Genomic DNA, 309 nt, shown 5'->3' on the forward strand with positions numbered 1-309 from the left:
CGCCGTGGTGCTGGTCCAGTTGACGAAGCTGTTCGGGGTATCGGCACCCGGTTGGTCGTTGGCGTGCAGGTCGTTGGTCAGCACGTTGCCGGTGATGGCGGTGACGCTGTCCTCGCCCACGCTGGCGCTGTCGGCCACGGCGTGCGGGACGTCGTCGACGATTTCGATGACCAGGCTGGCCGGGGTCGAGCTGCCGGTGCCGTCGGTCACGCTCAGGCTGAAGGTGTCGGTCTCGGTGCCGGCGCCGTCGGTGGTCGCTTCGGTCAGTTCGTAGGTGTAGCTCGCCACGCCGGTGGCGGCGTTGTAGGC

1 protein-coding gene is annotated in these 309 nt (G+C 68.6%); it reads right to left on the bottom strand.

Annotation, left to right across the window (positions count from 1 at the left end; translation table 11 throughout):
* Positions 1 to 309: hypothetical protein (locus U8L64_RS00050; RefSeq protein WP_333392697.1), on the bottom strand; the 309-nt coding region annotated here is incomplete at both ends.

The organism is Pseudomonas sp. FIP_A4 (assembly GCF_036701605.1).
Classification (GTDB): Bacteria; Pseudomonadota; Gammaproteobacteria; order Pseudomonadales; family Pseudomonadaceae; genus Stutzerimonas; species Stutzerimonas phenolilytica.